The organism is Paraburkholderia sediminicola (genome assembly GCF_046027355.1).
Taxonomy (GTDB): domain Bacteria; phylum Pseudomonadota; class Gammaproteobacteria; order Burkholderiales; family Burkholderiaceae; genus Paraburkholderia; species Paraburkholderia sediminicola_B.
The window spans coordinates 136,936-163,138 of the sequence record NZ_JAQQEK010000010.1 but is presented as its reverse complement, the minus strand read 5'-3'; the positions used below and the strand labels follow the sequence as shown (position 1 = coordinate 163,138).

The following is a 26,203-nucleotide window of genomic DNA, read 5'->3' as shown; positions in this document are numbered from 1 at the left end:
ATGTGGTGCGCCAGGGACCGATGCTTCGCTGGTCAGCGTTCAAAATGCCGGCGTCTCTTTCGGACAGGTTGAGACGCGCGAGCGGCTTCCGGCGACCGGCATGCGCTCGCGTGTTCGCGCTACGCGCCTGATCACCACATGATTGGCATAACGAACCTAAAAAACCGCCCTTGAATTCTATGAGTGGATCGTTAGTAAGGGAACATTGGTTTTTCCGATGATAGGGATTGGCAGGCATGCACAACGCTATCAGGCTGCGAGATGGCGCGCTTGAACGCGCCTGAATGCCCCTACTTGCCGGTCTCTCGGCGGCTCTGCTCCGCGACGGTGAGGATAGCCTCCGGCATGACTTCGAGCCGCTCCTTGGGGATCGGCTGGCCGCTTTCATCTGAGAGACCGTAGGTGCCTTCGTCGATCTTCCGCAGCGCACGCTGGATATCCGCGACGCGCTGGTCGTTCACGTCATGCAGCGACTGGTTGATCTCATTCTGTGCCATTCCCTGCGCCTCGTCCTCGTACTCCTCGGCCTCGTCGCCATGCTCCTCCTGAGCCGTTCTCTCGTCCGCGATCGTATCTTCCTCGCCGCCCAGCAGTTCCCGGCGCAGCGCCTCGAGACGCTTCTTCTGCTGCGCGATGAACTCGTCACTCAGGTCACCCTGTTGCTCCGGCATGGTCTTCTCCCTCAGCTTGATTCGCTCTACTCGCCGTAGAGCCGGGCGTCACCCACCCAGTTCCTGAAATACGTGGCCATTGGCCTCGAGTCCTTTCAGGAGTTCGGGTGTCAGTTCGCTTTGCCAGACATGCCCCTCGAATTGCCAGTCGCTCTTGTCGGCGAGGTCGGGAAGGCCAGCGCCATTGCGCACATAGAGTCCGAGTGTCGGCTTCTTCAGGTTAATGTAGAAATCGAATTCCTGCATTTTCACCACCTCATGCAAGTTAAGGTCTCAATGACTAGAATCACCAGAACAGATATCCGCGGCGCTCCGTTCATACAATGAGTCTATATCCCCAGGTGCTTCGCAACCGGCCACACATGATGATCGGTCTGCTCGCCGGGCTGAGCGCCGGTGTGCTGGCGCCAGCCTCGATACGGACCACGGCGCGCCTGCTGCTCGGTTGGGACATCGCGATCTGGACGTACCTCGTCATGATCTGGTTCCACATGGCCTTCGCCAACGAGGACGACGTGCGAACCCACGCCCGGCGTGAGGACCAGAATGCGGTCACGGTACTGACGGTGATTTGCGCCGCGACGATTGCCAGCATTCTCGCGATCGTGCTGGAACTCGGCACCACCAAAGATCTGACCTTCGAATCGAAGGTGCTGCATTCGCTGCTGACAGGACTGACATTGTTTGGCGCCTGGTTTCTGATCCCGACCATCTTCACGATGCACTACGCGCGGCTCTATTACGGCTCCGATCCGAATGCGCCCGCGCTCGCCTTCCCCGACAGCACGCTCGAACCGGACTATTGGGATTTTCTGTACTTCTCCTTCACGATCGCGGTTGCGTCGCAGACCGCGGACATCAGCCTGCGTGGACGCAGCGCCCGGCGTGGCGTGCTTGCGCAATCGATCCTGTCTTTCTATTTCAACGTTGCAGTGCTGGGTTTGTGCGTGAATATCGCGGCGAGCATGCTGGGCAACTGATCGGCATCGGATCGGGCCCTCATCCGCTACCGGTGTTCCAAAGACGCGTCAACTATCGTCGACGTTGTCCGCGTAATGGTCGACAGTAACCTTGCATTCGTCGACCACGACCTGAAGGAAAGCGGGATCGCTTCTTTCCACCCATCGCTCCACGTGAAGGAAACGCTGCGTGCCGAGATCGGCGACGCGCTCCGCGTCCGAGGTCGTGACATCGACTGTGACTATGCCCCGGCTCCCTTGCAGAGGCGAGATCGTTGCGGAAAACAGGAATCGTCGATACGAGAATTCTTGTGCCATAACGCCTCCTTACGAAAGATCAGTTGAGCCCACGATTTCTTCATACGAGTACGCGTCTTCGTGCGCGGCACGCCACATGGAATTCTATGAGCAAGTCACGACCCGGTGAACGTAGGACTCTCCAATGTTAACTATCGGCGAAATACGGTCGGCGCGCGCCATTCAGACGCGATTTTCTTTGTGTCGGAATGCTGAGATTACGGCATGATGGCGCTGAGCAGAGACCCGCTCGCTAAAGGAGAAAACGATGCCAGCATCTACTGTTTTTTACGGCGAGTTTGAGATGGTCGTGCGCCCCGAGACCAACAAGTTCGGCGCATGGATCGCGAGCGTGAGCCTGAAGAATGGCGCGGGAAAAATCGTCGATATTCGCCCGATGACCGTTCAACCCGAATGGCTGACCGAAGAAGAAGCGATTAGAGACGCGGTCGAATGGGGCCGCCGGTTCATCGATCGTGAGTTCGAGACGCCGCAACCGCACTCCTGGGTCAGCGCCCGGTCTCGCGCGGAGGTCTGGTTCCGTGATGCGGAAGAAAAATCGCACGGGCCCGAAATCAGCTCCTGAACCTTGCAAAGCCGAGCCTGCAAAACCTTTGCAGGCTCGGTGAAATTCCCTCTCAGCCGATTACTGCTTGCGCAAACGTGCCTCGATTTCCTGAGTACTGAGCGCCAACAGATCCTCGCTGATTTGCTCGAATATCAATCGACGCGTGTCCTCGCTCAGATTCGAACGCACCATGCCGAGGAATTTCGCCTCGATGGCAAGCCGCAGCCGATTGTAGAGTTGATGGAGCCGCCCCTCCTCCAGATAGTCGCCCACGCGCTTTGCAAACTTCTCCCGATCTTTTTCCGTCAAGACCGTACCGGTGTATTCGTCGTTGACGAGAACTTCGACCTCCTGCAAGTCGAGCGTGAGTCCAGGCATCTTGAAGACACGCGCGCGACCTCCGTCAGCCACGACAAGCCAGGTAACTTCGACCATCATGCACCTCTAGGCAGGTATTTTTCAGCACATTTGCGGCGCTCGATCGCCAACTGTGCTGACGACACTCACTCAAGATAGCAGTTCGAACCGGATACGCCCAAGGTCAATTCACCGATTCATCATATCGGTCTGGCGTTCACCGCTCGCCCCACGATTGCGGACACTGGCGTCCGATAAGTCGGGAACGCCAGCATATTGATCGCCGCGAACGCCGCCCCCAGAATCATGCAACGCATCACTTCCGCCTTGAGGCATTGCATGAAATCCGTACACGTTACCTCCGATCTTCCCGCTCCAATCTACTGGCTGGCGCTCGGCGCTTTCGCGACCGGCACCGAAGGCTTCATGATCTCGCCGCTCTTGCCCGGACTTGCCGCCGACCTCTCGGTGAAGATCGAAACCGCGGGCCAGCTGGTCACCGTTTTCGCTCTGGCGTATGGGCTCAGCTCGCCGGTGTTGACGGCGCTAAGTGGCAGTCTGAATCGCCGTACCTTGTTGCTCTCCAGCATGATCGCCTTCGCGCTCTCCAACGTGCTCGCCATGGTCGCGCCGAACTTCTGGGCGCTGATGGGCGCGCGCGTGCTGCTGGCGCTGTCCGCGGGTCTGTATGTGCCGGGCGCCAACGCGCTGGCGAGCGTGATCGTGCCGCCCGAACGCCGCGGCCGCGCAATCGCGGTGGTGAACGGCGGCATCACGATCGCCATCGCACTCGGCGTGCCGCTCGGCGCGGTCGTCGGCCATGCACTCGGCTGGCGCATGACGTTTGCCGGCGTCGCCGGCCTGGCGACGCTCGCCGCGGCCGGGTTGGTCATCGGTCTGCCGCGCGACATTGGAGCGGGCATCCCGGTTGCAACGCTGCGCGAGCGCATCGCCGTGGCGCGCAACCCGGTCGTGCTGGCCACGCTGCTGACGACCACGCTCTGGGCCACCGGCGCCTACACCGTCTACACGTATCTGTCGCCGTTTCTCGCCAGCGTCACCGGTTTGGCCGGTGCGCAGATCGGTATGGTGATGTTCATGTGGGGTCTCGCCGCGGCGGCCGGCGTCGTGACCGGCGGCAACGCCAGCGACCGGCTCGGGCCGCTGGCCGTGATCGTGCCGACGATCGTGTTGTCGGGGCTCGCCTTCGCCACGCTGTCGATCAGTGCAGGCTTCATGTCACCCGCCGCCGCACTCATCCCCGTGCTCGTGGCCATCGCGTTGTGGGGCGTCGCGCACTGGGCGTTCTATCCGGCGCAGCAGGCGCGGCTCATCGACATCGCCGGCCTGAAGGTCGCGTCGATTGTGCTGTCGCTCAATGCATCGTTCATGTACATCGGCTTCTCGATGGGCGCCGCGCTCGGCGCACTGACCTTGGCTCACGGCGGCGTGGCCGGCCTGGGATGGGTCGCGGCGGCTTGCGAACTGGCGGCGGTGTTGCTCACGCTGGCGATCGTTGGACGGCCCGCCGTGGTGAGCGCGCCTTGCCAGGCGGAGCGCGGCTAGTCGCCGATTACCGCCCGTGCTATCACTCAGGACGCGCTGTCCAATGCGGCGGCGCATCGCACTGGACAGTCGTCGCATCGTTCTTTTCAACCGTGAGATTGACGGAGCGCGCCCCGACTGGCCGCGTTCGATGGCGCGTGCCCGCTGGCACAGTCAGCAATTGGCCGGCTTGCAGGTCAATCGACCCATCTTCGAAGTCGATGGTAAGAACGCCTTCGACGACGAAAAATGTTTCGTCCGAATTCGGATGAAAGTGCCAGAAAAATGGCGCGTCCATCACGCTCAAATGGACGTCGTGGTCATTCACGCTTGTCAGTACCTTGTTTGAATATCCTTCAGGCGTGTCGCCGGCGATCGCGCCGACGTCGATCATCTGGATCATGTCGTCTCCGTTTAATGTTACAGGCAGGATTGCGCTGTTAATACGCAGAGCACGCCCGACGTACTAACTGACTTGGAACGTCCAGCGTAGTCCCGTATCGCGTGGTCGCTAAGGCAGAAATTTTCATGCGTATGTGAGCGAAACTCGCCGGTCGCCGCATGCTTGCCGATGTTCTTGCCCGTTAAGCAAAGACCGTTCCGAAGATGACGCGGTCGTCGGCATCGTCCACCACCAAACCTCGAAGTTCGGTACGATAAGCCCGCCTGTCGCACGAGCACATCCTGCTATGAACGAAATGACCATGGACTGGGGCGATGTCCGCGTGTTTCTCGCGATTGCCCGTTGCGGCACACTCGGCGCAGCCGCGCGCCAACTGGGACAGACCCAGCCCACCATGGGCCGCCGGCTGCGTGCGCTCGAAAACGCGGTCGGCCAGGCGCTGTTCCAGCGCACCGCCGAGGGCTTCATCCTGACCGACGAAGGCAATGCGGTGTTGAGTTTCGCGGAGCGAATGGAGGAAGAAGCGCTCGCGTTCACACGTTCGCTCGCAGGAACCACGCAGCAGTTGACGGGGTCGCTGCGGGTGTCGTCTTCGGACTGGTTCGGCATTCATGTGCTTACACCTGTCTTCGCCGGGTTTCTCTCGCGGCACCCGCAGCTTTCGATCGAGTTGATCACCGATTCGCGACGCTACAGTCTCTCGCGCCGTGAAGCGGATCTCGTGTTTCGCATCACACCGTTCGACGAACCCGACGTCATCCAGCGAAAGATCATGGATTTGAATTACGCGCTGTACGGGCACGTCGATCTGGTTGCGCCGCAGCCCGGCGATGGCGCGGGGCAATCGCTCATCACGATGGACAGTGCCTTCGAGGCCTTGCCTGACGTGACGTGGATCCGCCGCATGCTGCCGAATGCGCGGGTCGCTTACGCCAGCAACAATCGTGGCGTCCAGGCGCGCATGTGCGCCGAGGGCGGCGGCTTCGCAGTCCTGCCGTGCGCGCTGGGCGACAACACGCCGGGCCTGCGGCGCATCGACCTCGGCGAAACGCCGCCGGGCCGCGAGGTCTGGCTCGGCTACCATCGCGACCTTCGGCGGCTTGGGCGGTTGCGCGCGCTGATCGACGTTGTCGTTGACCGACTCGCAGACGCCTGACAGGCATCTGGCTGCCGCTTAACTCACTCGCGGTCGCCGACCCGCGCGGCCAGCGTCACTCGATATCGACGACGATTTTGCCGCGCGCGCTGCGATCGGTGATCGCGTCGTACCCTTGCTCAGCCGAGCGAAGATCGAAGCGGCGCGGATCGAGCCGTGGCGTCAGTTGACCCGCTTCGGCGAGCCGCGTCGCCTCGCCCAGCATCTCGCCGTGATGCGCCCGATTCTCGCCGGTCAGCAGCGCATGCAGGGTGAACACGCCGGAGTAGGTCGCCTCGCGAAATGAAAGTGGCGCGAGTGCATGCGTACCCCAGCCGAGCGCGCTGACGACATGGCCGAAATGCTTGACCGCCGCGAACGATGCATCGAGCGTCGTACCGCCCACTGTGTCGGCGACCAGATCGAAACCCGCGCCGTCAGTATGCTGCGCGACGTATTGCTCGACATTCTGGGCGGCGTAATCGATCGGCGTGGCGCCGAGGCGCATGAGCTCGTCGTGGTCGCGCGCGCTCGCCGTGGCGAACACTCGCGCTCCTAGCGCCCGCGCCAGTTGCACTGACACGTGACCCACGCCACCCGCGCCGCCCTGCACAAGCACGGTCTGCCCGGCCTGAAGCTTCGCGCGATCCACGATCCCCATGTAGGCGGTGATGAACACCAGCGGCAGCGCGGCGGCTTCGCGCATCGACAGATTGGAGGGCTTCAATGCGAGCAGATCCGCGTCGACGGCGGCATATTGCGCAAGCGAACCCTGGATGCCGCCGACGCCGCCCGTCATGCCGTAGACCTCGTCGCCCGCTTTGAAGCGGGTCACGCCCGCGCCCACCGCCTCGACCACGCCGGCCATGTCGATGCCGAGCACCAGCGGCAGCGGATGTTTGGCATGGGCGGCGCCGCCTGCGCGTATTTTCGTGTCGAGCGGATTCAGACCGGCCGCCGCGATGCGCACCAGCACCTGGCCAGGCAACGGCTCGGGGCGCGCCAAGGTGGTGAGTTCGAGCGGCCCGTTGTACTGGGAGAGAACGAGGGCTTGCATAGTCATGGTGAACGCTCCTTGCAAATACCGGTAAGGGAAAAAGCAGATGAAGCGAATGATGGTCCATGCAAATCAGCCTGAAAACTTACAAATCTGCACACCTGTCATGCATTAACGCATGGCAGGATTTTTCACCGGGCGCGCGGTCGGTTAGCGGTTGAACGGACATACGGCATGGCGGGCAGCGTTGATGACGGCCGGCAGCCTTCCGCGTCACCGAAACATCGCGGCATCGTCGATCAGCGCGGGCGTCACGCGGGCCTTGAGCAGATCGAGCCACGCCTTGGTCTTGGCATCGAGAAAGTGTCTGGAGGGATACAAGGCGGAGACAGTGACATCAGGCGACCGCCATGACGGGAGAACGCGGACCAGACGCCCGTCGCGAATCGAATCCCTCACGGTGAACCACGGCAACAATGCTATACCGCTGGCTTGCTCCGCGGTCTTAAGAAGAACGTCGGGATTGTCCGCAATGATGGGGCCGACGGCTTGCGCCTGATATGAACGCTTGCCCGATATCACTTCCCACTCCGAGGCGACGGAAGGATTGATCAGCCGAATGCAGGCGTGGTCCGCGAGGTTGCGCGGATGCCGGGGCGCACCGTACCGTTCAATGTAGTCAGGCGCCGCGCACATGACACCGAACACCGTACCCAGCGACAGCGCCACCAATCCCGAATCCGACAGTTGTCGCGACAGGTAGATGCCCACATCGATTCCCTCCGCAAGCAGCGCGGGCGCGTACTGCGAAGTCGCGTACTCGATGCTTACTTTCGGAAACGCTGCGCAAAATTCGGCGATCAGCGGGACCACATAGTAATTCCCGAAGCTACCCATGCATTGAACCCTGAGCCTCCCCGCCGGCTCGAGCGTCGCCCCTGATGCATACGCCTCCGCCACATTCACTCGCTCGAGGATATCGCGGCACTGAATCACATACGTCTCGCCGGCGCTGGTGAGCGCAATCCGGCGGGTCGTTCTCTGCAGCAGCTTGGTGCGCAGGCGCTCCTCCAGTCCTGAGACGAGCCGCGAGATCTGCGCGGTCGTGAGGTCCATCTGCTCGGCGGCCGATGTGAAGGTTCCGGCATCCACCACCCTGACGAATGCCGTCATCGCGTGAAGCAGTCCGTAATCCAGATTTTTACGCATGATGTAACTAAGTTTCCAATCCGACTTGATTGTTACTCACAGTAGGACTACCGAGAATGGTCGTCAAGCCGGCACTGCGTCCGAATCCATCAGACAGCGGCGCCCCCTTTTCGCCATCTTTGGAGCAACACCATGAACGGTGCAGAAAGTCTGCTGAAGTCGCTGGTCGCCAGCGACGTGGAAGTCTGTTTTGGAAACCCGGGCACATCGGAAATGCATTTCGTTGCAGCGCTCGATGCCGTCAAAGAAATGCGACCCGTGCTCGGTCTTCAGGAAAACGTCGTCACGGGTGCCGCCGACGGCTATGCACGCATGGCCGGCAAGCCGGCCGCCACGCTGCTGCATCTGGGACCGGGGCTGGCAAATGGTCTGAGCAATCTGCACAACGCGCGCCGCGCCTCCAGTCCGATCGTGAATATCGTCGGCGACCATGCGTCGTCGCACGCAAGGTACGACGCGCCGCTCGCCTCGGACATCGCGGGCTTTGCACGCCCGGTGTCGGACTGGGTGCATTCGTCCACGAGCGCCCGTTCCGTCGGCGCGGATGCGGCACGCGCCGTCCGCGCGGCGCGGGAGGCGCCGGGCAAGATCGCAACACTGATTCTCCCGGCCGACACCGCCTGGGATCCGGCGGTTGAAGTTGCAGCTCCACTGCCGCTTCAGCCGCGCACCCACGCGGCCGGTTCGACTATCGATCGTGTAGCCAGCAAACTGCAGGCAGGGTTAAAGGCGGTCCTTCTCGTTAGAGGCGACGCGCTTCTCGGCGAAGGTCTGGTCGCGGCGGGCAAAATCGCGGCGAAGACCGGGGCGCGGCTGGTGTCGGATACGTTTGCACCTCGTTTGGAACGCGGCGCGGGTCGCGTGCAGGTCGAGCGGCTTCCCTACTTCGGTGAGCACGCCACCGAATTCCTGGCCGGGACAGAACTGCTGATTCTGGTCGGCGCACGTCCCCCGGTCAGTTTCTTCGCGTATCCGGACAAACCCAGCTGGCTGACGCCCGACGGCTGCGAGATCGCTGTGCTAAGTCATCCGCACGAAGACGGCGCGGCCGCACTGGCAGCGCTCGTGGATGCCGTGGATGCACAAGGCGCCGAGGGACGCGTCGTCACGCGGCAAGCGATCCCGTTATCGCTCGACGGCGCACTCGACGCGAAAAGCATTGCGCAGATCGTGGCCATGCACCTGCCCACGAACGCGATCGTGGCCGATGAAGGCGTTTCGTCGACCCTGCCTTACTACGACATCCTGAACAACACCGCGCCGCATGATTTTCTCAACCTGACCGGCGGTGCGATCGGCAGCATGATGGCGGTGTCGACCGGTGCCGCTATTGCGCGTCCGGACCGCAAGGTTGTGACGTTGGTCGGCGACGGCAGCGCGATGTACACCGTGCAGTCGCTCTGGACTCAGGCGCGCGAAGACCTCGACATTGTGACCGTCGTGTTCGCCAATCGCGGTTACAAGGTGCTGAACAACGAGCTGGTGCGCGTGGGCGCGTCTTCGAATGGACCGAACTCGGGGGCCATGCTCGATCTGGGCACGCCGACGTTGGACTGGGTTTCGATTGGACAAGGCCTGGGTGTTGCCGCCGTCCGCGCGAATTCCCGTCGGGCGTTCGAGCAGGCGTTCGTTTCGGCGATAGCGCAGCGTGGCCCGCGCCTGATCGAGGCGGTGCTCGAGTAAGCGCCCGGAACCTGGACTAGGGGCAGGCTCTACATGTCAATTTCGTAATGAAGCGGTGGGGATCGCGTCATTTGCAGAAGCGCAATATGGCTTCCAGACGCTCAGAGAAGAAAGACCCGCGCAATACCAGTAGCGTCGAAGTAGCTGCTGCTATTCAGCGAATTTCCATCAGTCACCCATCGTATTTATTTCGGAGTCTAGATCATGAAGAAAGCTATTGTTTGCCTCGCCCTCGCCGCTGCCGCCTTGTCCGCTCCGGTGATCAGTTTCGCGCAATCCAGCGGCCCGGTGACACGTGCCGAGGTCCGCAGCGATCTCGTGCAGGTGGAGCAGGCCGGCTATAACCCGGCGCGATCCGACGACGCCAAGTATCCGGGCGACATCCAGGCCGCCGAAGCAAAAGTCGCGGCGCAATCCGGTGACCAACAGCCGACGCAGGGCTACGGCGGTGTGTCGGCGAACAGCACGTCGTCAGGTGGTTCGGCGCACACGGCGATGCAATCGACCTGTGTCGGTCCGGTCAGCTTCTGCACGCCGTACTTCGGCAAATAAATGACATGCCCTGCAGGTCCCGTGCTCGTCGGTAAACGCACGGGACCGAGCTCATCCTTGAGCCGCTCTGGGCGGCAGAATGAAGCTTCACCGTTGACAACATCCCGCTGAATCTCAGCTTGCCCCAAGACGCACGCGAAGAAGCGCGTCACCTCTTATCGAATTCCGTCTCCCACACCTGCTCGATTGCCTGCAATGCAGTCAGCACGATCGACCGGTTCAGCGCCGCCGCAAGCGTGCCGTCGCGCTCCGCATACGCCTCGCACAGCCGTTGGTGATCAGCGCACGAGCGCTGCATCCGTCCGGGCAACGACGTGCTGAGGTGCCGCAGCCGGTTGGTGCGCATCCGCATCGAATCGAGCACTTCCTTGAAGATGCCGTTGCGGCTCACCCGCAGCTCTTCATCCCGAAACGCCACGTTGGCCCAGAAATAACCGTCGACATCGGCGCGCGCGGCCGCGTCGGCGAGACGCGCGTGCGCGCGCCACAACGACTCGATGTCCTCGGCGGTGGCGTGCTCGACGATCGCGAGCGACACCTGCCCATATAGCAAGACGCGCAGTTGATAGATCTCGCGCACTTCCGTGAGGGTCATCGACGACACGCGCGGGCGCCGCCGCGGTGACCAGTCGACCAGCCGTTCGCGGTTCAGCACGAACAGCGCTTCGCGCACCGGCGTGCGGCTGACGTTGAAGCGTTTCGCGAGATCGACCGAATTCAGGTCGTCGCCCGGTTGCAGCCGGCCTTCGATGATGCCGCGCGCCACCCAGTCGACGATCTCCCCGACCGGCGATGCGTCGCCCGGCTCCTCTTCGTCGCGTGTGTCGACAGTTTCGTCCATCCCGTTATTCCTCGATATCTCCTGGCGTGCCGCCCGGCTGCGTGGACGGATTCTAGCAAACCGACGCCCGGCCAGCCCGTTACGGCTGCCTGCCCGATTTCAACAAGTGTGCACAGTTTATCTAATTTCTCTTGAAATTCACTCGAGATTCGCCATACACTTGGCGAAGTGTCGACACTACCAATATAGGACAGTAAGTCCAGTCGCAACTAGTTGCATGGGGCCGGAGTAAGCGCTGAAGCGCCAACTCCGGCCGACATCGGAGACGCAAGCATGTACATCGAAAAGGAGATTGCCGGCACAACCGGCGTCGAAGCCAGCGTTTCGGCGCGGCTCGACCGCCTGCCGCCGACGCGTTATTTCAGCGGTCTCGTCGCGCGTATCGCGATCGGCGGCTGGTTCGAGTTTTACGAAATGTTCATGGCGGCCTATATCTCACTGGGGCTCATCAGTAGTGGTCTGTACCGCGCCACCACGGCCGGCCTGTTCGACGTCAACGGCTTCGCCAGCTTTCTCGGCTCGTTTTTCGCCGGGATGTTCGTCGGCACGGTGGCGCTCGGCGGCTTCACCGACCGTTTCGGACGACGCGCCGTGTTCACCTGCGCGATGCTGATCTATTCGGTCGCGACCTTCGCCGCCGCGTTCCAGCATTCGCCGGAAACGATGGATCTCTGGCGCTTCGTCGCGGGCCTCGGGATCGGCGTGCAGCTCATCACTGTCGACACTTATATCTCCGAGCTGACGCCGCATCACACGCGCGGCCGCTACAGCGCGTTCAGCATCCTCGTGATCCTGACGTCCGTGCCGACCGTCGCGGTGCTGTCGTTTCTGCTCGTGCCGCACACCATCCTCGGTCTCGAAGGCTGGCGCTGGGTGATGATCATCGGCTCGGCGGGCGCGGTGCTGATCTGGTTCATGCGGCGCGGGCTGCCGGAATCGCCGCGCTGGCTCGAAAGCAAAGGCCGTGTCGACGAGGCGCGCGCCATCGTCGATGCGATCGAGGCCCGCGTGGTCGCCGAAACCGGCCGCGCATTGCAGACGCCCGCGCAACACACGCCGGAACCGCCGGCCGGCGAGCACAGCGGTTCATGGTCTGAGATGTGGAAAGGCCGCTACTTCAGCCGCACGGTGATGCTGTCGCTCTTCAACTTCTTCCAGACCTTCGGCGTGTACGGCTTCGGCGCGTGGGTGCCGGTGCTGCTCTACACGAAGGGCATCACGATCACGCATTCACTGCTCTACACGATGGTGATCGCGTTCGCGACGCCGCTTGGCGCACTCGGCGCGATGGCGTGCGCCGAGCGCGTGCAGCGCAAGTGGCAACTGGTCGGCTGCGCGATCGTCGTCGCGGTGGCCGGCGTGCTGTTCGGCATGGTGCGCGAACCCGTGCTGATCCTGCTGTTCGGCAGCGCCGTGACCATCGCGAACAACTGGCTGATCGGCATCTTTCACACCTATCAGGCCGAGCTGTATCCGACCCGGATTCGCGCCCGTGCCGTCGGTTTCGTTTTTAGCTGGAGCCGTCTGAGTTCGATCTTTGTCGGTTTCTGGGTGGCGGCATTGCTGAAGCATTCGGGCGTGCCCGCCGTGTTCGTGCTGATTTCGTCAGCCATGTTTGTGATCGTCGTGATGGTCGGGCTGCTAGGGCCGAAGACCAACGGCATTCGTCTGGAGGAGTTGTCTCAATGAGTTCCATCGCCGCCGCATTCGCGCACGGCCTTTTCGCACTGGTGCAGCGTCCGCTGCCGGTTCCGGTCGCGGAAGAAGCCAGGCGTTCCTTGATCAATGTGATCGGCACTTCGATCGGCGCATCGCGGCATCCCGGTGTCGACGCGATCCTCGCCGCCGCCCAGGAGTTAGGCGTCGCGCAGATTGCGCCGGTGCCGGGCCGCAGCGAAAAAGTCGACCTGCATTTTTCGGCGCTCGCGACCGGCTTTGCCGGCCATCTCGACGATTTCGACGACACCCATCTCGCGACCGTCATTCACCCGGCCGCTTCGGTGCTCGCCGTGCTGACGGCGCTTGCACCCGACACGCGGCCCACTGGCGCAGCCGCGCTGACCGCCTTCACGCTCGGCTGCGAAGCGCAGTTGCGGGTCGGCGTCTCGATCTCGCCGGAACACTACGACCGCGGCTGGCACATTACCGGCACGTGCGGCGTGATCGGCTGCGCGGTGACGGCCGCGCTGCTGCTCGGACTCGACGAAGCGGGATTGACGCAAGCCGTGTCGATCGCCGCCTCGATGTTCGTCGGCCAGCGTGAAGCGTTCGGCACGATGACCAAGCCCTATCACCCCGGCAAGGCGGCCGCGAATGGCATTGCGGCCGCGCGTCTCGCGCAGCGCGGCCAGCGCGCCGCCGCCGACATTTTCGAAGCCGCCGGCGGCTACTCGCATTCGCTGTCGACCAAGGTCGATTTCGAGCTGATGAACGGCGCGTTCGGCGAGCGCTGGGAACTGCTCTTCAACACGTACAAGCCGTATCCGTGCGGCATCGTCGCGCATCCGGCGATCGACGCGGGACTCGCGCTCGCGCCGCAAATCGACGACGTGCAGTCCATCGAATCGATCACGCTGCGCTGCCATCCGCTCGTGCCCGAACTGATGGGCAACCCGCAACCGAAGGACGGCCTGCAGGCGCGCTTTAGCGCGATTCATGGCGTGGCGGCCGCGCTCTGCGACGGCCAGGTCGGTCTCGCACAATACGAAGACGCGCGTGTGGTGCAGGACGACGTCACGGCGGTGCGCGCGCTGACGAAGCTCGCGCCCGACGCATCCGTGAATCGCGACGAGGTCTTTATCGCGGCGACGCTGAAGGACGGCACGGTCGTCGAACATCACGTCGAGCATGCGCGCGGCAGCCTCGCGCGTCCGTTGACCGACGACGAATTGATGAACAAGGTCCGTCTGCTGGTGGACCCGCTGCTTGGCGACGGCATCGCCGCACAACTCGCTTCCGCCGTGGCGACACTCGACAGCGCCGCCAATCTCGACGCGCTCTTTGCACTCTGCGCACCGTCCGAGGAACTGAATCATGCATAACGCCGCTCAACATTCCGTCGTCTCCGACGCGCTCGTCGGCTTCGCCGTCGCCGCGCTGCCCGCTTCGGCCGACGCCGCACTCGGCGCCGCCCGCGACGCGCTCACCCACGCACGCCTGCTCACCGATCCGGCGACGCGCTCCACCGAGCAGATCAGCGCACTGCTGCAATCGCAAGGCAGCGCGACAACTGATTCGCGCACCCGCGCATGGATTCTCGGCACGTCGCTCGCGACGCAGGCCGCCGCGTCGCCGGCGATGCCGGTGCTCGCCGCCGTGATCGCAGCCGGCGACACGCTCGGCTCATCCGAAAGCGATGCGATCGCCGCCGCAGCGATCGGTATCGAAGCCGCCGCGCGCATTCTCAGCGCGGTCGATAGCGACGAATTCCGCGCGCGCTGGAACGTGGCGTCGTCGGTGGGATTGCTCGGCGCGGTGCTGGCAGTCTCGCGCCTGTTGCGTCTCGACGAAGTGCATACACGTCATGCGCTCGGCGTCGCCGCAACGCAGGCCGCGGGCCTCGCGCACAACGCGGACCACGCGATGGAAGCGATCGAGATCGGCAAGGCCGCAGCGGACGCGCTCGAAGCCGCGATGATCGCGAAGCATGGCTTCACGAGTGCGGCTGCGTCGATCGACGGACGGCGCGGCTTTGCTGCGCTGATGGCGTATCGCTTCGACGCCGCCGCTATCACGGAAGCGCTGGGTACGCGCTGGACTTCGCTCAACTGAGTGTGACGCGCTTCGCCCAATGTGTTTGACGCATCGGGCGAAGCCGTCACCGAGCGCCAATGCTCGACGCCTTTTATCGGCCACATCACGGGAATCCAATATGACCAGCAAGCGAATCATCCAAGCCTCGTTGCCCGCGCTGTTCTCGCTGTTCTCGCTGTGCGCGGCACTGAGCGGCACGAACGCCATCGCGCAGACGCCCGCGTCGCAACCGTCGGCCGGTGGCCTGCCGGCGCACTCGCCGTTCGATATTCCATACGGCATGCCGATCAGCCTGCAAAACGCCAACCAGGCGCTCGAAGCCGCCGAAGCCGAGGCCGCCCGGCATGGTTGGCCCGAAGCCATTGCGGTGACCGATCCGAGCGGAGAACTCGTCGCGTTCGCCAAGATGGACAACACGCAGAACTCATCGCCAAAAATCGCGCTGCGCAAAGCCGCGACAGCCGCGCGCTTTCGCCGCGATACGCGCACGTTCTACAACGCGTTCGAAGCCGGGCACACTTATTCAGCGACGCTCGATCATTCCGTGGTCGCGTCGCCCGGCGGCTATCCGCTCGTGATCGGCGGCAAGATCGTCGGCGCGATCGGATGCAGCGGCGGCAGCGGCGATCAGGACGCGGATATCTGCAAGGCGGGCGCGGATGCGGTGAAGTAAAGACGCGAGTCGCCGTTTTGCGGCGCTTACGTTGGTCGACAAACTTGCTCGCAAGCCAGCTCGATCAGGATGCCTTTTTAATGCACGGAGAAGCTCATCATGGACGATAAACCCGCTGCCGCGTCAGCGATGCCTCCCAAAGCATCATCGCGGCGCCGGTTCCTGATCAAAAGCGTCGCGGTGTTGCCGGTGGCGGGCGGCCTCGCCGCATGTGATCGACCCGGCGGCGTGACGGCGTCGGCATCGACCATTGCCGGCACAAACGGTTCCAGCGCCACACCGTACCAGCCGAAGTTCTTCAAGTCCGACGAGTGGAGCGTCCTGCAAGCCGCAATCGACCGCCTGATTCCCGCCGATGCGGAAGGTCCGGGCGCGCTCGAACTCGACGTCGCGGCATTCATCGACCGGCAGATGGAAGGCGCGTTCGGTCATGCAGCAGCGTGGTATATGCATGGCCCGTTTCATCCGGATGCCACGCCGCTCGCCGGCTATCAGAGTCCCATGTCCCCTCGCGACCTGTACCGCACCGGCATCGCGGCGCTCGACGCCTATTGCAAGGCGCACTTCGGCGGCAAGCCGTTCGTGCAATTGACGACCGCGCAACAGGACACGTTGCTGCATGGCATGGATAGCGGCAAGGTCAAATTCGAGCAAACCTCGGCCGGTCATTTCATCGCGTTGCTCTGGCAGAACACGAAAGAAGGCTATTTCTCCGATCCGATTCACGGCGGCAACAAGCACGCCGCGAGCTGGACCATGATCGGTTTTCCCGGCGCACGCGCCGACTATCTCGACTGGGTCGCGCAACCCGGCAAAGTGTATCCGCTCGGACCCGTGACGATCGAAGGCAACGCGTAGCCTCCTTCATCCAGCAACGCGCACAGCAGCATCACATAAAACACACGCCAGGAGGAGACACATGGCGAACATCAGTAAACCCAAAGTGGACGCGGTGGTCGTCGGCATGGGCTGGTCAGGTTCGATCATGGCGATCGAACTGGCGGACGCCGGCCTCACCGTGGTCGGCCTCGAACGCGGCGAAAACCGCGATACGTATCCCGACTTCGCGTATCCGAAGGTCGCCGACGAACTGACCTACGTGCAGCGCTTCAAGCTGATGCAAAGCCTCGCGCACGAGACCGTCACGATCCGCCGCCAGGCGAAGGAAGTCGCGCTCCCGTTGCGCCAGTACGGCGCCTTTCTGTTCGGCGATGGCGTCGGCGGCTCGGGTGTGCACTGGAACGGCTTCACGTATCGTGCGACCGAAGCCGAACTGAAACTGCGCAGCCACTACGAGCAACGCTACGGCAAGAGCTTCATTCCCGACGACATGACGATTCAGGACTGGCCCGTCAGCGCCGCCGAACTCGAGCCGTTCTACGACCGCTTCGAATATGTCGCGGGCACTTCGGGCAAGGCGGGCAACCTCAACGGGCAATCGATCAGCGGCGGCAATCCGTTCGAAGCGCCGCGCTCGCGAGATTACGCGTTGCCGCCCCTGCCTACTGCGTATCCGTCGATGCTGTTCGAGCAGGCCGCGCGCGAAGTCGGCTATCACCCGTATCCGACGCCTGCGTCGATTGCGTCGAAGGCGTATACGAACCCGTACGGCATGCAGCTTGGGCCGTGCAATTTCTGCGGCTACTGCGAGCTGTTCGGCTGCTACATGTTTTCGAAGGCATCGCCGCAGACCTGCATTCTTCCCGCGCTCGCGAGGAAACCGAACTTCGAATTGCGCGACCGCTCGGCGGTCGTCAAGGTCAATCTCGACTCGACCGGCAAGCGCGCGACTGGCGTCACCTATATCGACGCTCAAGGTCGTACCGTCGAGCAGCCCGCGGATATCGTCGCGCTGTGCGCGTACCAGATGCACAACGTCCGGCTGCTGCTGTTATCGGGCATTGGCAAGCCATACGATCCCGTGACCGGCGAAGGCACCGTCGGCAAGAACTACGCGTATCAGAAGAACAGCAAGATTCAGGTCTTCTTCGACAAGGACGTCGCGATCAATCCGTTCATCGGTTCGGGATCGGGCGGCGTCGTTTATGACGATTTCAATGCCGACAACTTCGATCATGGTCCGCTGAATTTCATCGGCGGCGCGATTACCTTTGCGACGGTGACCGGCGGCCGTCCAATCGCGCAGGCACTGGTGCCACCCGGCACGCCGAAGTGGGGTTCGGGTTGGAAAAAGGCCGTGAAAGAGCACTATCTGCATTCGTTCGCCATCTCCACGCAAGGCTCGGTGATGTCGTACCGCGACAACTATCTCGACCTCGATCCAACTTACAAGGATGCGTACGGCCTGCCGCTATTGCGCATGACGTTTGACTGGAAAGACAACGAAGGCCGCATGACGCAGTTCGTCAGCCACAAAGCCGCCGATGTCGCGCGCGCGATGAACCCGAAGCCGCAATCGGTTGCGATCAACGCGGGCAAACCGGGCGATCACTTCGACGTCGGGCCGTATCAGAGCACGCATACGACCGGTGGCGCGATCGCGGGCGACCGGCCGGACAACAGCGTGGTGAATAAATATCTTCAGTCGTGGGATGTCCCGAATGTGTTCGTGGCCGGCGCCTGTTCGTTTCCGCAAAATCTCGGCATCAATCCGACCGGCACCATCGGCGCCATGACGTACTATGCGGCAAAGGCGATCCGCGAGACCTATCTGAAGAATCCCGGCCCGCTGGTTCAGGCGTGAGCGACCGTCATGAAAATCACATTCGATCGCTTGAGACAGTATCTGATTCCCGTGTTTGCGCTGATGTGCAGTGGCGCGCCCGGCGGCGCCAATGCGCAAACCCCGAACGCCGCGCTCACGCCGGCGACCGTCGATGCACAACTGGCCAAAGGCGCTTATCTCGCGAAGGTCGGCGATTGCGCGGCCTGTCACACGGCGAACAAGACGCAGCCGTTCGCGGGCGGGCTGCCGCTCGCGACGCCGTTCGGCACGCTCTATTCGACCAACATCACACCGGATCCATCGACCGGCATCGGCGGATATAGCTACGACGACTTCGCCAAAGCGTTGCGCCAGGGCATAGCCAAGGACGGGCATCGTCTGTATCCGGCAATGCCGTATCCGTCGTACGCGAAGATTGACGATAGCGATATGCATGCGCTGTATCGCTACTTCACGCAAGACGTCAAACCCGTCGGGCAGCCGAATCGCGCATCCGAACTGCGCTTTCCATTCAACGTTCGCACGCTGATGACAGTCTGGGATCGTTTGTATGCGCATGACCCGCTGCCTTATCAAGCCGATCCGCACCAGAGCGTCGAATGGAACCGTGGCGCGTATCTGGTGCAAGGGCTCGCGCATTGCGGCGCATGTCACACGCCGCACGGCATGCTCGGGCAGGAGAGCGTACTCGACGAGAAGGACAACACCGCGTTCCTGTCCGGTAATACGTTAGCGGGCTGGTACGCGCCAAACCTGCGTGGTCATATGACGCAAACATCGGCCAGCGATAAAGCGTGGAGCAAGGCCGATCTTGTCGCCTATCTACGCAGTGGTCGTATGCACGACGGCGCGGCATTCGGCCCGATGACCGAGGTCATCGACGACAGCACGCAATATCTGCACGACGACGATCTGAACGCGATCGCAACGTATCTGACGTCGCCCTCATTGCAAGCGGGCGCAACGCCGCCGGCCTCGCAGCAAACCGGTCGCGCGGACCCAACGGCTATCGCGCTGAGAGCCGGTCACATCGATTCGACCGGCGCGCATCTCTATCTGGACAATTGCGCGGCCTGTCACCGCACGGATGGAACCGGCGCGATGCCGGCCTTCCCTAGCCTCAGGGGCAATGCATCGGTGCTGAGCGGCGATCCGGCATCGTTGATTCATATCGTGTTGAGTGGCTCCCATATGCCGTCCACCGCGGCCGCGCCGACGCCGCTCGCCATGCCCGACTTCGGCTGGCGTTTGACCGATCAGCAGATCGCCGATCTGTTGAGCTTTGTGCGAAGCAGTTGGGGAAATCGCGCGACTGCCGTCACTGCTGGCGAAGTCGCCAAAGTTCGCGGCGTGGCGATCAGCGCGAAATAATCTGGCAGCGTTGGCGTGGAGTGTTAGCGCGCAAAGCTTGAATGCATGAATGAAGCCCAGGGCATCGCTCGACGCCCCGGGCTTTATGCGTGAAAAACGAGCGTCCTTAGAACTTATGATGAATCGCGACGCGCGCCACCGCCTGATGATTGTTCGACGAATCGCCGAGACTGCCGATATCCGCAACCGCCGCGGCGCCGGTGGAACTCGTGCCGCTTGCGGTCTGGAAGGTGCCGAGGAGATAGACATCGGTACGCTTGGAGAGCACGTAGTCGAGCAGCAACGAGAACTGGTTGTACTTCTGGTCGCCGATGTCGCCCTTCACCGCGTTGCCCTTCGTATAGTTGTACTCGCCCGACAAGAACAACGCCGGCGTGAAGCGATAGAGCGCGTTCAACTCGTAGCTGTTGAACGTCGCCGTCGCGCCACCGAATGCGCCGATATTCATGTACTTGGTATTCGAATACACCGCGCCGATTTTTGCCGGGCCGAAATCATACGAGCCGCCCGTCGTGATGATTTGAAGCGAATTGGCGGGCTTCGTGCCGAGATAGCCCGAGTTCAGCGAGTTGAACGTCGTGGCGCTCGCGTTGCTGTTCAGAATCGAGCCCAACGCGGACGGATTCTTGAACAGTTCATACGCGACCGCAATCCCGAACGGGCCGTGTCCATAATTCGCACCGAGGCTGTATCCGCTCGACTGCGAAATCTCGCCCGCCACGCCGCCCAGACTCACCGTGCCGCCGAACGTCAGCCCGTTGAAATTGGGGCTCGCGTATTTGATCGTGCTGTTCGCGCGGAACGTGTGGTTGACGTTGTCGAGGTCGCCCGGGTGTTCCGTCGTCGATCCGCCATACGCCGCGGCATAGCCGTAGTTGCCGACGTAGTCGTTGATGCTGTCGTACTGACGGCCCAACGTCACGGAGCCGAACGAGCTGCTGGCGAGACCCACGTAGGCTTGCCGGCCGAATGCGGTGCCGCCTTGTCCGAACGCGCCCGTGCTGACGTTGATGCCCGACTCCAGCACGAAGATCGCCCTCAGGCCGCCGCCCAGATCTTCGGCGCCCCGGATGCCCCAGCGACTGCCCTGCGTGCCCGCGTTGGAATCGACCGAAAATTGCCGGCCGCCGACGTTCTTGCCGTTCACCACGTTCTTCGCGTTGGTGTTGATCATCACGCCTTCGTCGACAATGCCGTACAGCGTCACCGAGCTCTGCGCGTGAGCAGTCACAGCAAAGGTGCCTAATATCGATAATGCAAAAAGCGACTTTTTCATTCTTTCATCTCCACCAAGTCATGATTTATTTGTGCCTTTAACATTTCACTCTGTAATACTAATTAATTTTCCGTCTTCACCGCATAAGCAATCCTCCTGCGAAACCCGCAGCAGCGGGTTCGACTTTAAACGGTTCGACAGCGGCGCGCAGGTGTCGCCTGCCGCGCCGCTGCGGCAACGCTCAGCCTAGAAAAGCGCCGCCGTTCGCATGAATCGCCTGGCCCGTCAGATAGCGTGCTGTCGGCCCGCACAGAAACTGTACGAGGCTCGCGACCTCGTCGGGCTGGCCGCGCCGGCCGAGCAAGGTGGTGCGCTCAGCGTGATGCGCGGGTTCGGTATTGCCCGCCGCGCCGCCTCGCACGGTCGCGATCAGGCCGGGCACCACGCAATTGACCGTGATGCCGTCCGGCCCCAGATCGTGCGCCAGTGCGCGCGTCAAACCTACTAGACCCGCTTTCGCGGCGATCACGTGCGCGCGCCCCGCCGAACCCGCATGCGCGGACATGCCGCCGATATTGACGATCGCGCCGGCCTTCGATTGCCGCAAATAGGGCAAGGCCGCGTGCGCACACAGATACGCGCCGTCGAGAATCACCGACATCACCTCGCGCCAGCGCGCGTAATCCAGCTCCGCGAACGGCACTTCGCGACGCACCGCGGCGTTGTTGACGAGAATGTCGATCTGCCCGAAATGGTGAATCGCCGCTTCCATCAGACTTTGCGCGCCCGCCGGTTCGCTGACGTCGGCCAGATGCGCGGCCGCGCGGCCGCCCGCTGCCTCGATCGCGCGCACGACTTCGGCGGCCTCGGCGGCGGAACTGCGCGCGTTGACGAGCACCGCATTGCCCGCTGCCGCGAGTTGCAGCGCGATCTCGCGGCCGATATTGCGCGCCGCCCCGGTAACGACCGCGACGCCGCTGATTTCTCCACTCATGAATGCACTCCCAATGATTCCGTTGATAGTGTGGGTTTCGCGCTGACTTGCAGCGGCCGGTCGGGACGAATCCAGAACGACAGCGCAATGCCGACCAGCAACAGCGCAATCGACATCACGAACGGCAGGCGATAGCTGCCCGTCATGTCGGTAATGAGGCCAAACGCGACCGGCGACACCACCGCCGCGAGACCGGCCGCGGTGCTGATGAAGCCGCTCGCGACGCCCGCAAAGGCCGGCGCGATATCCATCGGCACGGCCCAGATCGGGCCTTCGGTCGATTCGAGGCAGAAGAGTGCCGCGGCCAGACACAGCGCGATCACCGTCCGGTCTCGCACGAACAGCACGCACGAGAGAAACAGCAGCGAGCCTGCGAAACCGATGATGATCACGTTGCGGCGCGCCGTGTTCAGATTGCCGGTGCGTCGATAGATCGCGTCGGTCAGCAGACCGCCCGCCGTATCGCCGACCACGCCAGCGAGAAACACGCCCGACGTGAACAGCGCGGTGCTTTTGAGGTCGATGCCATACACGCCGACAAAGAAACTCGGCAGCCAGCTCAAATATAGCCACAGCGTCCATGCATGGCAGAAGAACACCAGCGTGACCGGCATGATGCGCCGGATCAGCGGCCACCACGGCACCGCCGTGCGATGACGCGGGCCCGCATACGGCGGCAATGCATCGACTTCAGCGGCGGTGATCGACGGATGCGTGCGCGGATCGTCGCGGAAATACAGCGCCCATACGACCACCCAGATCGCGCTGACGCAGCCGAGCGCGACAAACGCGCCTCGCCAGCCGAGCAGTGGAATCATCAGCACGAGCAGCGGCGGCGTGACGGTGGCCGCCAGGCGCGCGGCGGAATGCGTGAAGCCCTGTGCGAAGCCACGTTTGACCTGCGGGACCCAGTTGGCCATCGCCCGCGTGGCGTTCGGAATCGTGCCGGCTTCACCGAGACCGACCAGGGCGCGCGAAAGCACCAGCGTCGCGAGGCCGCCGGTCACGCCGGTCGCGAGCGTGCCGAGCGTCCACAGGATGCCCGAGAACGCCAGCATCCGGCGAGGTCCGATCTTGTCGCCCAGATAGCCGTTGATGACCTGGAAGATCGCATAACAGTAGCCGAACGCCGACAGCGCAATGCCGAGTTGCGTGTTCGACAGATGCATCTCCGACTTCAGCAACGGCGCCGCGATGGAAAGATTGACCCGGTCGACGTATTCAATGAAATACATCGCGCAGATGAGCATAAACACTCTGCCCGTCGTGCCGGTGAACATGCCTGCTTTCGCTTTCATCTCGAACCGCCCTGCCCGTGACCGCGACTGTGACCGTGATGCATGGTTTGCTCCTTCAGTTTCGATTGCCGCCGACGCCCTGCGGCGCACGACGCACATCATTCGGAATACTTAGGCTTATCTCTGCAGTGCCCGATGCGCGGTTTCCGGCGCCCACTTCACGCAGAACAGACCGACCAGATAGATCAGCGAGACAGCGGTAATCGCGAGCGGATAGGAACCGAACATCGCCGCGAGCGCGCCGACAATCGACGGCCCCGCCGCCCCGAGCACGCGGCCAAAGCTGAAGGCGAATCCGGAACCGAGCGCGCGCTGCATCGTCGGGAACATTTCGGGCAGCCAGATCGTGAACAGCGAGAACACGCCGCTCGTGAAAAAGCCGAGTAGCGGCAGCGTGATCAAAAATAGCGGCAGGCTTTTCAGCAGCACCACAATGCCGAAGTACGACGTGACATTGCAGATCAGCGCGCCGGAGAAGAACAGGCTGGCGACCGATTTGCGGCGCGGAATCCAGCGCACGATCCACGGCATCGCGACGCATCCCGCGAGCGTGCCGACGCTCAGGATCAAGCCGCTCAGCGAGCCGAGATACTGCGCATCGGCAACGGATGCGCCGCCCGCGCGCTGCCAGGTAATCACGAGCGTCGGAATCCAGAACGTCGACGACCACAGCCCGAAGATCAGACACGTCATCATCAGCGCGGCCGACCACGTGGTGCGCGACATGCCACGCGCGAACAGATCGCTGACGCGTGCACGCGGACCTTGTGCGCGGCGCTGTTCTTGCCAGCGACGCGACTCCGGCACGCCGAGCCGCAGCCAGATGGTCAGCAACGCGGGCGCGCTGCCAATCAGAAACAGCACGCGCCAGCCGCCCAGCGGCAGAATCACCAGCGCGGCGGCCGACGCCAGCAGAAAGCCGATCGGCGTGCCGGTATGCAGCCATCCCGACAGACGCTCGCGCAAATGCTCAGGCACCGACTCCTGCAACAACGGCGCGCCCGCGGCCCACTCGCCGCCTATGCCGAAGCCCGTCAGAAAACGAAAGATCGCGAACGACACGATGCCCGGCGCGAGCCCGCAGGCGCCAGTAAAGATCGAATAGATGAGGATGGTCGCGCACATGGTCGGCACGCGGCCGAAGCGGTCCGCGCACCAGCCCCAGAACATCGAGCAGGCCCAGCCGAGCATAAAGAGGCTGAACATCAAACCGCCGAGCCGCGCGATATGCGCGTGATCGGCCACGAAGCCGCTTTTCGGCAGCAACTCGGTCAACGCCGGCACGATCACGTAGATGTAGATGGCGTTGTCGAAGCCGTCCAGCATCCAGCCCGCCCAGGTGGCGATAAAGACGCGATACGGACGTGCTGCTGCGACTGCCACACCGACGGAACTCGACATCTCGTCTCCTGACTGAATTCACGGTCCGCCGCGTTCATTGTTATCGCGGCTTGTGTTATGTCGACAATGTTATCGATGACGCGCGCGGTGCTTGCACGCGGAGCGCGTCATCGGTACTGCACGTGAGCGCTGTTTTACGACGTCTTCTCGACAGGGCGCGCCAACTCAGCCAGCGTCGCGATGTTATCCAACGATTCCATCCGCCATCCTGCTTCGAGCAGTTTCGCGGCGTGCGCGCCGCCCAGAATCGGTTCGACCAGATCGGTGAACTTGGCGGCCAACTCGGCATTGCTCATCGGCCGATCGATGCTGCCGATCGCATGCTCGACATGTTTCTCGAACCGCTCGCCATTAGTCAGCGTGACCGCGATGTGAACAGCGTCGGCCGGCATCGCGGGATCAATCTCGGCGGTGACCTTGTCGCGCAGCCGCACCGTCGCGGCGTCGTGAACAGCTGCATCGCTGTACTGATGCTCGCCGGCGCGACCGTCGATGATCGCCACCGCCGCCGAGTGATAGACACTGAACTTGCCGTCGAGCCCGGTCTGCGGCGTGCGCTTGCCGGTCAGTTCGAGCACCAGCGGATGCACCTTCAGCAGCACCGACGCAATCGCGTCCGCCTTCAGCGCATGTTCGTTGCGCAACTGGATGCAGCCGTCGATCGCCGGATGGATCACGATGCCGCACGCAAACGGCTTGTACGAATTCAGCAGACTTTCATGACGCTCGCCGAGCCCTTCCGTGATTTCGGCGTAGTTGCGATGCGTGCTCGTCACGTTCGCCCAGCCGCGTTTCGCTTCGATGCCCTGCTGCGAACTCGTATAGCCGCGCGCCGCCAGCAACGCCGACACGAGGCCGTTCTGCGCCGCACGTCCCGGATGGAAGCTCTTGGTCATCGTGCCGAACATCTCACGCAGGCCGACCGGCTGCGTTGCCGCGAGACCGAGCGCCCAGATCATCTGCTGTTCGTCGAGCCCGAGCAGCTTGCCCGCGGCGGCCGCCGCGCCGAACACACCCGCCGTGCCGGTGATGTGCCAGCCGATGTCGTAGTGGTTCGGATACACCGCATTGCCGATCCGGCATTCGGTCTCGATGCCGAGCGTCAGCGCGAGAATGAACTCCTTGCCGCTGACCGGCCGATACTCGGCCAGCGCAAGAATCGCCGACGCCACCGGCCCCGCCGGATGGATCACGGTCTTCAGATGCGTGTCGTCGAAGTCGAACACGTGCGAGCTGATGCCGTTGAAGAGCGCGGCGCTCAGCACGTCCACCTTTTCGGTGCGGCCGAGCACTGTCGCCTGCGCCGGGCCGCCGAACGGCGCGAGCGCCGCCATCGCGATCTCGACCGCTTCATGCCGCGACGCGCCGACCGCACAGCCCATCCAGTTGACGAAAGTACGCACCGCGTGGTCGCGCACGGCTTGCGGCAGGCTGTCGGCACGCGCGTTGACAAGGTAGCGCGCGAGAGTTTGGGTGACGCGATCGGCTTGGGTCATCGGATCGGAAAGAGTAGTTAAGGCATGAAAAGGGAACCGCCAGGGTATGAGATCGCATTGTACATATTGTCGACAATACGCAAATCATGGCAAATTCT

General features: G+C 62.8%; 26 protein-coding genes. 13 read left to right on the top strand and 13 right to left on the bottom strand.

Going from position 1 to position 26,203, the window contains the following annotated elements; all coding sequences use genetic code 11:
• Positions 1–290 precede the first annotated feature (290 nt).
• Both PQR42_RS19125 and PQR42_RS19120 read right to left on the bottom strand, forming a co-directional pair.
• Positions 291–671, bottom strand: coding sequence for a TraR/DksA family transcriptional regulator (locus tag PQR42_RS19125; protein WP_408208684.1), 381 nt, complete (start codon positions 669–671; stop codon positions 291–293).
• A 48-nt stretch (positions 672–719) separates the two neighbouring features.
• On the bottom strand, positions 720–917 hold the full coding sequence (locus tag PQR42_RS19120) for a hypothetical protein (RefSeq protein ID WP_408208681.1): 198 nt from the start codon (positions 915–917) through the stop codon (positions 720–722).
• Positions 918–994: 77 nt separating this feature from the next.
• Between PQR42_RS19120 and PQR42_RS19115 the strand changes: the two genes are divergently transcribed.
• Positions 995–1,651, top strand: coding sequence for a DUF1345 domain-containing protein (locus PQR42_RS19115; protein WP_408208678.1), 657 nt, complete (start codon positions 995–997; stop codon positions 1,649–1,651).
• A 48-nt stretch (positions 1,652–1,699) separates the two neighbouring features.
• On the opposite strand, the gene PQR42_RS19110 is transcribed toward PQR42_RS19115, so the two are convergent.
• Positions 1,700–1,948 (bottom strand): hypothetical protein, encoded by a 249-nt coding sequence (locus PQR42_RS19110; RefSeq protein WP_408387083.1) that lies wholly within the window; start codon positions 1,946–1,948, stop codon positions 1,700–1,702.
• Between the two features lie 247 nt (positions 1,949–2,195).
• On the opposite strand from PQR42_RS19110, the gene PQR42_RS19105 reads away from it, so the two are divergent.
• Positions 2,196–2,513, top strand: a complete 318-nt coding sequence (locus PQR42_RS19105; RefSeq protein WP_408387084.1) for a DUF6566 family protein — start codon at positions 2,196–2,198, stop codon at positions 2,511–2,513.
• 60 nt (positions 2,514–2,573) lie between these two features.
• Here the strand turns inward: PQR42_RS19105 and PQR42_RS19100 are convergent, their stop codons facing one another.
• On the bottom strand, positions 2,574–2,933 hold the full coding sequence (locus PQR42_RS19100; protein WP_408387085.1) for a host attachment protein: 360 nt from the start codon (positions 2,931–2,933) through the stop codon (positions 2,574–2,576).
• Between the two features lie 258 nt (positions 2,934–3,191).
• Here PQR42_RS19100 and PQR42_RS19095 point away from each other — a divergent pair, with 258 nt between their 5' ends.
• Entirely contained in the window at positions 3,192–4,418 is a 1,227-nt protein-coding gene (locus tag PQR42_RS19095; protein ID WP_408387086.1) for an MFS transporter, read from the top strand.
• Positions 4,419–4,440: 22 nt separating this feature from the next.
• On the opposite strand, the gene PQR42_RS19090 is transcribed toward PQR42_RS19095, so the two are convergent.
• A complete protein-coding gene (locus PQR42_RS19090; RefSeq protein ID WP_408387087.1) occupies positions 4,441–4,800 on the bottom strand; it encodes a cupin domain-containing protein in 360 nt (119 codons plus the stop codon).
• Between the two features lie 286 nt (positions 4,801–5,086).
• Here PQR42_RS19090 and PQR42_RS19085 point away from each other — a divergent pair, with 286 nt between their 5' ends.
• Positions 5,087–5,956, top strand: a complete 870-nt coding sequence (locus tag PQR42_RS19085) for a LysR family transcriptional regulator (protein ID WP_408208661.1) — start codon at positions 5,087–5,089, stop codon at positions 5,954–5,956.
• A 55-nt stretch (positions 5,957–6,011) separates the two neighbouring features.
• Here the strand turns inward: PQR42_RS19085 and PQR42_RS19080 are convergent, their stop codons facing one another.
• Both PQR42_RS19080 and PQR42_RS19075 read right to left on the bottom strand, forming a co-directional pair.
• Positions 6,012–6,998: a zinc-dependent alcohol dehydrogenase family protein gene (locus PQR42_RS19080; RefSeq protein ID WP_408387088.1), complete on the bottom strand. Its 987-nt coding sequence runs from the start codon at positions 6,996–6,998 to the stop codon at positions 6,012–6,014.
• A 207-nt stretch (positions 6,999–7,205) separates the two neighbouring features.
• Positions 7,206–8,141, bottom strand: coding sequence for a LysR family transcriptional regulator (locus PQR42_RS19075; RefSeq protein ID WP_408387089.1), 936 nt, complete (start codon positions 8,139–8,141; stop codon positions 7,206–7,208).
• A gap of 132 nt (positions 8,142–8,273) precedes the next feature.
• Here PQR42_RS19075 and PQR42_RS19070 point away from each other — a divergent pair, with 132 nt between their 5' ends.
• Entirely contained in the window at positions 8,274–9,824 is a 1,551-nt protein-coding gene (locus PQR42_RS19070; RefSeq protein WP_408208653.1) for an acetolactate synthase large subunit, read from the top strand.
• A 204-nt stretch (positions 9,825–10,028) separates the two neighbouring features.
• Entirely contained in the window at positions 10,029–10,376 is a 348-nt protein-coding gene (locus PQR42_RS19065) for a DUF4148 domain-containing protein (protein ID WP_408387090.1), read from the top strand.
• Positions 10,377–10,524: 148 nt separating this feature from the next.
• Here PQR42_RS19065 and PQR42_RS19060 read toward each other — a convergent pair whose 3' ends face one another.
• Complete coding sequence (locus PQR42_RS19060; RefSeq protein ID WP_408208647.1) at positions 10,525–11,217, bottom strand: GntR family transcriptional regulator; 693 nt, start codon at positions 11,215–11,217, stop codon at positions 10,525–10,527.
• 273 nt (positions 11,218–11,490) lie between these two features.
• On the opposite strand from PQR42_RS19060, the gene PQR42_RS19055 reads away from it, so the two are divergent.
• The 7 genes from PQR42_RS19055 (at position 11,491) to PQR42_RS19025 (ending at position 19,700) form a co-directional block, all read left to right on the top strand.
• Entirely contained in the window at positions 11,491–12,906 is a 1,416-nt protein-coding gene (locus PQR42_RS19055; protein WP_408387091.1) for an MFS transporter, read from the top strand.
• Entirely contained in the window at positions 12,903–14,258 is a 1,356-nt protein-coding gene (locus tag PQR42_RS19050; RefSeq protein ID WP_408387092.1) for an MmgE/PrpD family protein, read from the top strand. Before PQR42_RS19055 ends, PQR42_RS19050 begins: the two co-directional genes overlap by 4 nt.
• Positions 14,251–14,988 (top strand): MmgE/PrpD family protein, encoded by a 738-nt coding sequence (locus PQR42_RS19045; RefSeq protein ID WP_408387093.1) that lies wholly within the window; start codon positions 14,251–14,253, stop codon positions 14,986–14,988. Before PQR42_RS19050 ends, PQR42_RS19045 begins: the two co-directional genes overlap by 8 nt.
• 100 nt (positions 14,989–15,088) lie before the next feature.
• Positions 15,089–15,643, top strand: a complete 555-nt coding sequence (locus PQR42_RS19040; protein ID WP_408387094.1) for a GlcG/HbpS family heme-binding protein — start codon at positions 15,089–15,091, stop codon at positions 15,641–15,643.
• A gap of 99 nt (positions 15,644–15,742) precedes the next feature.
• The gene (locus PQR42_RS19035) at positions 15,743–16,501 is read left to right on the top strand and encodes a gluconate 2-dehydrogenase subunit 3 family protein (protein WP_408387095.1); all 759 of its coding nucleotides are present in this window, start codon (positions 15,743–15,745) and stop codon (positions 16,499–16,501) included.
• A 61-nt stretch (positions 16,502–16,562) separates the two neighbouring features.
• Entirely contained in the window at positions 16,563–18,347 is a 1,785-nt protein-coding gene (locus tag PQR42_RS19030; RefSeq protein WP_408387096.1) for a GMC family oxidoreductase, read from the top strand.
• Positions 18,348–18,356: 9 nt separating this feature from the next.
• Positions 18,357–19,700, top strand: a complete 1,344-nt coding sequence (locus PQR42_RS19025) for a cytochrome c (protein WP_408387097.1) — start codon at positions 18,357–18,359, stop codon at positions 19,698–19,700.
• A 106-nt stretch (positions 19,701–19,806) separates the two neighbouring features.
• On the opposite strand, the gene PQR42_RS19020 is transcribed toward PQR42_RS19025, so the two are convergent.
• From PQR42_RS19020 to PQR42_RS19000, 5 genes are all read right to left on the bottom strand, one after another.
• Positions 19,807–20,976, bottom strand: a complete 1,170-nt coding sequence (locus tag PQR42_RS19020; protein WP_408387098.1) for a porin — start codon at positions 20,974–20,976, stop codon at positions 19,807–19,809.
• A 181-nt stretch (positions 20,977–21,157) separates the two neighbouring features.
• Positions 21,158–21,910, bottom strand: coding sequence for an SDR family NAD(P)-dependent oxidoreductase (locus PQR42_RS19015; protein ID WP_408208621.1), 753 nt, complete (start codon positions 21,908–21,910; stop codon positions 21,158–21,160).
• On the bottom strand, positions 21,907–23,208 hold the full coding sequence (locus PQR42_RS19010) for an MFS transporter (protein ID WP_408208618.1): 1,302 nt from the start codon (positions 23,206–23,208) through the stop codon (positions 21,907–21,909). The genes PQR42_RS19015 and PQR42_RS19010 overlap by 4 nt, the downstream gene beginning before the upstream one ends.
• A 117-nt stretch (positions 23,209–23,325) precedes the next feature.
• The gene (locus tag PQR42_RS19005; RefSeq protein ID WP_408387099.1) at positions 23,326–24,609 is read right to left on the bottom strand and encodes an MFS transporter; all 1,284 of its coding nucleotides are present in this window, start codon (positions 24,607–24,609) and stop codon (positions 23,326–23,328) included.
• 134 nt (positions 24,610–24,743) lie between these two features.
• Positions 24,744–26,105, bottom strand: a complete 1,362-nt coding sequence (locus PQR42_RS19000; protein WP_408387100.1) for an MmgE/PrpD family protein — start codon at positions 26,103–26,105, stop codon at positions 24,744–24,746.
• Positions 26,106–26,203: the final 98 nt, after the last annotated feature.

Bases quoted from the DNA above. Each gene is read 5' to 3' on its own strand.
- PQR42_RS19025 (WP_408387097.1), top strand. From the start codon at position 18,357: ATGAAAATCACATTCGATCGCTTGAGACAGTATCTGATTCCCGTGTTT.
- PQR42_RS19080 (WP_408387088.1), bottom strand. From the start codon at position 6,998: ATGACTATGCAAGCCCTCGTTCTCTCCCAGTACAACGGGCCGCTCGAA.
- PQR42_RS19015 (WP_408208621.1), bottom strand. From the start codon at position 21,910: ATGAGTGGAGAAATCAGCGGCGTCGCGGTCGTTACCGGGGCGGCGCGC.
- PQR42_RS19035 (WP_408387095.1), top strand. From the start codon at position 15,743: ATGGACGATAAACCCGCTGCCGCGTCAGCGATGCCTCCCAAAGCATCA.
- PQR42_RS19010 (WP_408208618.1), bottom strand. From the start codon at position 23,208: ATGAAAGCGAAAGCAGGCATGTTCACCGGCACGACGGGCAGAGTGTTT.
- PQR42_RS19120 (WP_408208681.1), bottom strand. From the start codon at position 917: ATGCAGGAATTCGATTTCTACATTAACCTGAAGAAGCCGACACTCGGA.
- PQR42_RS19105 (WP_408387084.1), top strand. From the start codon at position 2,196: ATGCCAGCATCTACTGTTTTTTACGGCGAGTTTGAGATGGTCGTGCGC.
- PQR42_RS19095 (WP_408387086.1), top strand. From the start codon at position 3,192: ATGAAATCCGTACACGTTACCTCCGATCTTCCCGCTCCAATCTACTGG.
- PQR42_RS19070 (WP_408208653.1), top strand. From the start codon at position 8,274: ATGAACGGTGCAGAAAGTCTGCTGAAGTCGCTGGTCGCCAGCGACGTG.
- PQR42_RS19090 (WP_408387087.1), bottom strand. From the start codon at position 4,800: ATGATCCAGATGATCGACGTCGGCGCGATCGCCGGCGACACGCCTGAA.
- PQR42_RS19060 (WP_408208647.1), bottom strand. From the start codon at position 11,217: ATGGACGAAACTGTCGACACACGCGACGAAGAGGAGCCGGGCGACGCA.
- PQR42_RS19115 (WP_408208678.1), top strand. From the start codon at position 995: ATGAGTCTATATCCCCAGGTGCTTCGCAACCGGCCACACATGATGATC.
- PQR42_RS19045 (WP_408387093.1), top strand. From the start codon at position 14,251: ATGCATAACGCCGCTCAACATTCCGTCGTCTCCGACGCGCTCGTCGGC.
- PQR42_RS19040 (WP_408387094.1), top strand. From the start codon at position 15,089: ATGACCAGCAAGCGAATCATCCAAGCCTCGTTGCCCGCGCTGTTCTCG.
- PQR42_RS19055 (WP_408387091.1), top strand. From the start codon at position 11,491: ATGTACATCGAAAAGGAGATTGCCGGCACAACCGGCGTCGAAGCCAGC.
- PQR42_RS19030 (WP_408387096.1), top strand. From the start codon at position 16,563: ATGGCGAACATCAGTAAACCCAAAGTGGACGCGGTGGTCGTCGGCATG.
- PQR42_RS19100 (WP_408387085.1), bottom strand. From the start codon at position 2,933: ATGATGGTCGAAGTTACCTGGCTTGTCGTGGCTGACGGAGGTCGCGCG.
- PQR42_RS19020 (WP_408387098.1), bottom strand. From the start codon at position 20,976: ATGAAAAAGTCGCTTTTTGCATTATCGATATTAGGCACCTTTGCTGTG.
- PQR42_RS19125 (WP_408208684.1), bottom strand. From the start codon at position 671: ATGCCGGAGCAACAGGGTGACCTGAGTGACGAGTTCATCGCGCAGCAG.
- PQR42_RS19110 (WP_408387083.1), bottom strand. From the start codon at position 1,948: ATGGCACAAGAATTCTCGTATCGACGATTCCTGTTTTCCGCAACGATC.
- PQR42_RS19050 (WP_408387092.1), top strand. From the start codon at position 12,903: ATGAGTTCCATCGCCGCCGCATTCGCGCACGGCCTTTTCGCACTGGTG.
- PQR42_RS19000 (WP_408387100.1), bottom strand. From the start codon at position 26,105: ATGACCCAAGCCGATCGCGTCACCCAAACTCTCGCGCGCTACCTTGTC.
- PQR42_RS19005 (WP_408387099.1), bottom strand. From the start codon at position 24,609: ATGTCGAGTTCCGTCGGTGTGGCAGTCGCAGCAGCACGTCCGTATCGC.
- PQR42_RS19065 (WP_408387090.1), top strand. From the start codon at position 10,029: ATGAAGAAAGCTATTGTTTGCCTCGCCCTCGCCGCTGCCGCCTTGTCC.
- PQR42_RS19075 (WP_408387089.1), bottom strand. From the start codon at position 8,141: ATGCGTAAAAATCTGGATTACGGACTGCTTCACGCGATGACGGCATTC.
- PQR42_RS19085 (WP_408208661.1), top strand. From the start codon at position 5,087: ATGAACGAAATGACCATGGACTGGGGCGATGTCCGCGTGTTTCTCGCG.